At 43.2% G+C, this 7,362-nt stretch carries 5 protein-coding genes; all 5 read right to left on the bottom strand.

Going from position 1 to position 7,362, the window contains the following annotated elements:
- A partial coding sequence (pglX, locus tag JCM13995_RS12345; protein ID WP_156314487.1) for a BREX-1 system adenine-specific DNA-methyltransferase PglX occupies positions 1–2,276 on the bottom strand: 2,276 nt, incomplete at its 3' end.
- A 33-nt stretch (positions 2,277–2,309) separates the two neighbouring features.
- A complete protein-coding gene (locus JCM13995_RS12340; protein WP_054666118.1) occupies positions 2,310–2,939 on the bottom strand; it encodes a hypothetical protein in 630 nt (209 codons plus the stop codon).
- Between the two features lie 16 nt (positions 2,940–2,955).
- Positions 2,956–5,949, bottom strand: coding sequence for a BREX system P-loop protein BrxC (brxC, locus tag JCM13995_RS12335; RefSeq protein ID WP_054666115.1), 2,994 nt, complete (start codon positions 5,947–5,949; stop codon positions 2,956–2,958).
- A complete protein-coding gene (locus JCM13995_RS12330) occupies positions 5,939–6,544 on the bottom strand; it encodes a DUF1788 domain-containing protein (protein ID WP_054666111.1) in 606 nt (201 codons plus the stop codon). The genes brxC and JCM13995_RS12330 overlap by 11 nt, the downstream gene beginning before the upstream one ends.
- 2 nt (positions 6,545–6,546) lie before the next feature.
- Positions 6,547–7,140 (bottom strand): DUF1819 family protein, encoded by a 594-nt coding sequence (locus tag JCM13995_RS12325; protein WP_054666106.1) that lies wholly within the window; start codon positions 7,138–7,140, stop codon positions 6,547–6,549.
- Positions 7,141–7,362 lie beyond the last annotated feature (222 nt).

Raw genomic sequence — 7,362 nt, 5'->3', positions numbered from 1 at the left:
CTGGGACTTCTAAGCACTGAGCGTAATTGTCCATCACGCCAGAAATTATGTTTTAAAGCAAATCCATCATCTTTCCAATTAACAACATAATCGTAATTGCCATACCATTTTCTGTACGCTCCTCCCTTGTTATAAGGGAACCATGTCTTACCAGATGCTTCAGCTTCAGACGAATTATGTGCGTTCAGATATACATCCTCAAAACCAACTTCATACCACTGACGAAGAAATTTAGAATTTTCCCCTGTCGTAATTCCGTTTCTTGCTTCCACTATTTCTGCAAGCGGACGACCAACCTCAAAATCGTGGATTAACTCGGAACTCGCCCAATACGCAATTGGACTGCCAGGTATCTTTCCGAAGTTCGCTTGGTTAGTTCGATAAAAGTATGACACATCTGGATTTTGAATTGCTTTAAGCGTCTTTTCACGCTGAACGCCCATGCCACCCTTGAAATCAGAAAGGCGGATATAGCTGCCAACCAAATTTTCATGAGAGTTTTGAAGCACGAACGTATTAATTGGAACAGTAGCTTCTTCAAACGCAGAATATTCCATTTGAATCAGACTAGAAATCCGCTTAGTACCCAAGACCGATGTGCGCAATGCCTGATATGTTTTAATGAACATCCATACCATCGGGGTCATATACGCAGCATATCCATTTGGTTTGGTCATCCCAATATTAAGCCAGATGAAAACAGAGAAAAGATCTCCTGAATAAGCCTTGTAATGCTTTTTGACATAAGCCTTCAGAGGCTTATCCATCTTATTCAGATAAGGCGGATTCGTGACAACAACATCGTAAGTTGCCTGTAACACATCGATGACAGACAGCATTCTGAAAATTTGACTTCGAATACTTTCCCCTACAAATAGACTGACCGCATCAGAATCTTGTTCTCCCATCCCATTTCGAATACTTTTGGTGTCATAAGTTTTTGAAAGTTCAATAATTGAGCCTAACGACTTCGCGTTGATGAACTCATCTCGAATTTCGGTTAAATCACGCTTTGACTCTGAGCTAAGATCAAGCTGGTCAATAACATCATCCGTGAGATTAGCCGAAGACTCAAACTCATAGAGATTAGGCTGAATATTCCCATCAAGGGCGTGTCGATCATACTGACGGAGCTTCATCATGATGGCAAAATAAGCAAGTTGAAAAGCCCGCTTATCAATTTCCAAGCCAAACAAATTGTTTTGAACAATTTTTCTAGCGGCTTCGCGCTTTACAAATCCATTCTCCTCATAGATTGCCATCAAGACATCGAAGGCATAAACAAGAATGTGACCAGAACCCATCGCATTATCAAGTACACGCAATTGGGAGAGTTCTACGCTCTTCGAAACTGAATGAAGTTTCCCAGGGATTAAATAATGTAATGTAGAAGCCAAGCCTGAATTCTCAGAGTGTTCCAGATAGTATCGGCCAAGTGAGTTATCAACCATGTAGCGTACAACCCAGTCTGTCGTAAAAAGCTGGGTTGCCGCTGGTATATCTGCCTCTTTTACCGCACCTCCATTAATATTCACAACGCGATTATGCGGTTCTTCGTTGTAGTACTGGTAAAGCCAACCAATCACTTCTACTTGGCCTTGGCCTGAATCACCTACATCAAAATCAGCCTCTGGCACATTTGTTACAAGATCTTTGATTACCCCACTGTGATAATTTGGGGTAAACAGAAGTTGTAAGTAATCTTTCGTAGGCTCAAAAAGACTGGGCAGGTTTTTGCTCAGCGCATTCACTTGCTTCAAAAACAGCATCTGATACAGATCATCCATTGCGGCTGGAGCCTGGGTATCCCAGGCGCGATCAATAAGCGCGAGTTCATCCCCACTGTAGCCACCTAACGCATCTTCAATACCACGTGCATCAGTCATAATATCTGGTTCAGCTGTACCGCGAATCGATGACAAGACACGTGTTCCAGATGGAAGATAATCATTAACTTCCATAAAACGCAAAGCAATTATGCGGTTAAACCATGTATAGGCTGCTTCTTCGGTCAACTCAGAGAAAGCTTCAGACCAACTCTTTCCGTCCTTTCGGTCCTCGAGTCGACTGATGATTGCCCTTCTTCGGGTAATGTCCGAACCGATCAAGGGATGGGCGGGGTTCCCAGCATAAAATTCAGCCTCAGCTGTTGAACTTGGAAGCTTCTCCTCTGCTCCCTTATCGGTAATACTGATCAACTCTAGACGAAGCTTAACTGCTCCAATGAGGTCTCTGCGTGCGTGCGTTGCAAATGTCTCTACAATTTTTTTGTCCATGTAAGCTCCCCGTATACTTTTTGAGATAAACAATCACAGATGAAAATCAATACCATCCACACCATCATCATTGAGTCTATCTGCCAATTGTTGCTTCAATTCTTTGAGATAAGAGTCAATATCCTTTGTGTCATTGATATTCCAGATCTGTTTTAGTCTCAGATCTGTTGGATGGACATCCACAAAGTTTTTAACCTTACCCTCAGCTGTTGGCGCAGTTGTTGGGGCAACTGATGATGCCGTTGAACCGTTTTCGCTGGTTGTTGAAGATGTTGTAGGTTGTGTTCCCTGTTCTTCCGATTTGGCCTTAGCAACGGCAGCATTCAGTTCGTTCTGAAACTTCTCGTACTCCCGATGCGCGACATCTGCTTTAGCACTTAGGTCATTCAGAACACCAGCATCCTTAGCTTCCATCAAGGTTTGGTCAATTTTGTTACTGAATGGGACAAAACTTTTGTGGTTAAACGTCTCACCAATTTCGGAACGAACCATCTTATCTTCAGCTTGAATCCGATACTGCTCAATTTTGTGTTGAACCTTTTTAAGTTCAGCGTCAAAAATCTGATTGTAGAGCGTATCAAACTGGCCATCCAGCGCCCTGATATTCTGTATTGAACTCTCTGCTTGATTCGACTTAAGCTGGTCAGTTAACTGTGCAACCACCGATTCGAGTTCAGAATTACTGATTTTTTTCCTTTGAGTGCTCGTAGATCGAGAGATCCTTAAGTCCAGCGTCCCAAATGTCTTGGGTATTCTGATTAACGTAAAAATCCGCAATACCCCTGTCTTCAAAATCTTCGCGCCAATCCAATAGGTCATTAAAACGCCGACTTAAAACATCGAAAAATTGATCCGAATCCTTGGTTACGTTCAACTCGTGGAGAAGTTCGATACCCTTTTGAAGAAGATCATGACCAGGGTAACGCTGATCTTTTAACTCATACTGCCTTAAGCTTTCGTAGTCGCTGGCAATCTTGGGCTTAAGCTCAGAGACCAAAATTTCAGAATTATCCGACGAGAAAGAATTCTTCTTGAAAACTTGGCTGGCAACCTGACGCAACCTTTTAATCTCTGTTGGCGTATAATCATGTTTAATTTGAAGAGCAATCTTTTCGGTGTATTGCTTCTTGGTTAGAAAATCAACAATTTGCTTAACGTTAAATTCGCCTGAGACGCGACTAACAACTTCACCGTTATACGTTAATTTGATCTTACCAGCCGCATACAGCTTGCCCACGATCCATTCTACATCTTCCTCGGTATAGCCAAAGGGAATCTCATGAAACCGATCGATAACCCGTTTCAGTGTGATGTGTGGATCCTTCTCACGTTGCAACCATCCGATGACAGCCTCGACGGCACGCTTGTTTTCTGAAGTATCTACTAGTTCGCCTGATTTAAGAACCTGAAGAACGTCTTTCTCTCCCTTTGCGGCGTCGATATAGCTAAGATTACGATACGTATCATCTACCACGCTCTGAAGGGCGGCATCTAATTGATGAGCAAAATCGCGACCCTTGTCCAGCTCATTCCCACCCACAAAAATGGAGGAATGATGGAGTGCTTCGATCGCCTTCGTTCGAGCCATATCGAGCAGTTCATTATGCTCTGCTGCACGTGCATCAACTAACGAACGATAACGAGAATCAGTATTGTTCGTGCCACTCATGCGGAATCTCTGGATTTTCTCTGCACGCCTAATATAGCTAATATAATCGTCTTGGTCAGTTAGTAAGATGACCACTTCTGTTGGTGCCCCTGCAGAGTGAAGACGTGCCATCGCTTGATCTCGCTTTTCGAGATTGAGGGTACTTAACAACCGAATTGAAAGAGCATTATTCGTTTTTCCCATAGGCGTATCATCAATATACTCGTTCAAGCTGAAGATATACCGACCATTTAGTTTGGGATAGCTATACTTTGATGGAATAACTTTAGTGTCGAACAGAAACTCTCCTAATTTATTGATAATTTCAGCATCAGATACTTGTTGCTGCTCAATTTCTTTGTTAATGTCCTGCTCGGTGTCCGTCAAAAAGACATAGGTATCCATATTCTTCTCGACTACTTGCTGACTCACAAGTTTGTTGAGGGCCTCTTGAACCCTCCTCGTCAGTTCAATCTTATCAACATCAGTGCTGTCAATCATCAAGGTCACAATGTTATTCAACGTTGCCTTAAATGTGGTCACATACTTGACCATAAATAGCGTCTTGAGAACTTGAATGGCGAATGGATTGCGTTCCTTCTTCGGATTGATCACCTGATCATCCTCGCGCGCGTGTTCAATCACAATGCGGTGGGTATGGTCGAGAAATTGTTCAAGGCCTTCGAAGAAAAGCGAGAAAGGAATCAACGCACCAACGTCGCGATCCTCCATACGAATGGCAGACTCTTGAAAGATTGAGAGCATTGAGCGCTCACCTTCTGAAAGATGCTTTCCCTCAGACCCGTGAGTCCTAATTGCAGTTAGTACCTGTTGCAGTAAATTAAACTGATATGGCACAAATGGATAATTATTAGCAAAGCTCTCTGGTGAATCATACTTCAGCCTTTTAACGCCTTCTTGATCAAAGTCGATGGCATTGTTGATAGCAGAACCGTTGGCGACATACATGCCTTTCAGATTGTCCTCAACCTCCGGGGTCTTAGCCAGCAAACGCTTTTTGATCACTTCGTCAACGTTGGCCGAACTTAAAGCAATCCGTGTCTTGAACCGACCTTGAATTTTAGAGAAGTCCTGCCCGTTAACATTGTTAGTGACCTCAGCAATGTCCTGCTGAGAAGTGACCACAACCCAGGCCTTGCCCTTAACAACACGACCAAGCTCCTCAACAACAGTCTGCAGATTCAGCATCCGTTGTAGACTATCGCCAACAAACTGACCAACTTCGTCAACCAAGAACGCTACGCGATGCCCAGTTTTCTGGACATAATCATTCACCAGTTCTGCAAAATCCTCAACATTTATCTGATATGGCGTCTTCAGTTGATCAATGAAACCCTGAGCGTCTTCCTGGCTCATGAAATCAATGGAAACAAGGGCGTCGCGGATTTTTCCCATGTTGAAGTAGTAGTGATCACGCCCATCTTCCCAATCTAAGTGATTATCTTCAATTTGGCTAAATGCTTGCTTAAATTCATCATACTTGCCAGCAGCAACCAAACGGCGCTCAAGATCCGCAATCCAAGGGCTCTTATCAGAAAAGCCCTGCATGGCGTTGAACACTTGTAAAAAGACCTTAACAATAACATTGTCATCAGCTTTATCACCGCTCATCGCTTTGGCGTCAATATTAAAAAGGATGACCTGAGTATCGGATTCGGCTGCAGCGTGCATCTGATTCAGCGTCATCTGATCCTTAATCTTACCTTCAAAATAGTCAACGGCGCGCTTTCCATCAACTTCTCGGTTTTCCAATACATCGGCGATGACCTTCAAAAAGTGTGACTTCCCGGAACCAAAGAAGCCAGAGATCCACACCCCCATGTCATCAGTTGAACCCGTCAAAGAATCTTCATAAGCAGAAAAGAAACGGGCAAACTGCGACTGTAGCTCATTTGTCACCACGTACTCTTCCAGTTCCTGCTTAGTATTGTCCTCTTGACCGACTTTGATGACCCCTTGGATGTCCCGATCAATTGACTTTTGAAAAAGATCCTTAATCTTCATTTTCATTCCACTCCATTCTTAATCCAAACGCCCGATAGTAATTGTCGTCTTCCAATTGACCAAACATCTTCAGGTGCACACCATCGTACTTACCAGGATAGAACATCACCACAGGGAACTTATCGATCACTTGATTCATTGTATTCAAAATCTTATGCGACCGAAGCAACGGAAAAATCTTTCCAACCCCAACCAGAAAGATAATCGTGGATTCATCATTTTCGACCGCTTTGCGAATATGCTCAACAATTAAGTTTCGCTCGGTGTCCATATCCAAGATATTGTTCATCTGCGTCACAACCGCAGCCATGCCATCGTCTTGCTCAATACTCTCAAAACCTTCTCGATAACCGAACTGATCCACGATAGTCATCATAATATCGAACAGGTCAAAGACTTTGACGTCAGCACCAATCGTCGCAATTGTGGAGGAAGCAGCAATATCGGCAACATTATCACGAACAATCAGCTCATCTTTGGGATCATAGTCAAAAATGTAATACCCCACCTCGTTCGACAGGCCCTGATTTTGCTGGAAAGATGGTTGCGCAATCTTCTGTCTTAGTTGTCCAAAATCTTTCTCTAAGTCTGCCATGGCTACCTCCCTGTCAGTGCTGCAACATAATCCTGGTGATTGACCTCAACTAACGCATCTTCAAGAGCTGGATCTAATAGCGGCCTTGTCACTAATAAAGTCGATCCATTCAACTTTGCTAACCCTGCCTGCCTTAGATAATTACGAAAAGTCCCTGCTAACCGATCAATCGTCTCATCTTGCCACTTAGCCACCTTCTCATCCTCTGCTTGAAGCCGGCGGAAGAATGCCTGAATCTCAAAATCTTCGAGTTTCTGATCCCCCATCATCAGCTCATCACGGTAGGTCCTCAAGATGAAAGTCTTGAACAACAAGTTAGTATTCATCAAACCAATCAAGTCGATAAGCCTCTGATTATCGGTGTCTGTGTTAAAAAAAACGGAATAAATTGGATCAGTCAAAGACATCACGCGCTTGGTCAGCTGACTATACAAATTCTGTCTGCGTCCCTTGGAGGTAAGCTTAAACCAATTGTGTGTTATAATTCTTGACTGAATTTGGTCCCAGGTTTCCCCCTCGTCTAGCCATTCCATAGCCTGCTTAAATTCATAGAACCAAAAAGGGTATTTAACTGCTCCTGCGGAATAACTGGCCATAATGCTCTCCTCCCTGTACTTGACTTAAGTACAATTCTACCAGACTAAAAGAGGTGATGATCGGCCTGCCTGAACTCTTTGTTCTAAAATAAATACCCTTGGCTACCAAAGCACAATGCTTTGATCAGCAAATTCTTGCTGACGTTTAGCTACTTTTTCATCGTCCCAGCCATCTCGCAATTGTAGTGCCAATTCACGATTGGTTTGAACATTCGATTGGTT

Origin of the sequence: Lacticaseibacillus camelliae DSM 22697 = JCM 13995 (genome assembly GCF_001311195.1) — a bacterium.
Lineage (GTDB): Bacteria > Bacillota > Bacilli > Lactobacillales > Lactobacillaceae > Lacticaseibacillus > Lacticaseibacillus camelliae.
This window is presented reverse-complemented; position numbering and strand designations above follow the sequence as displayed.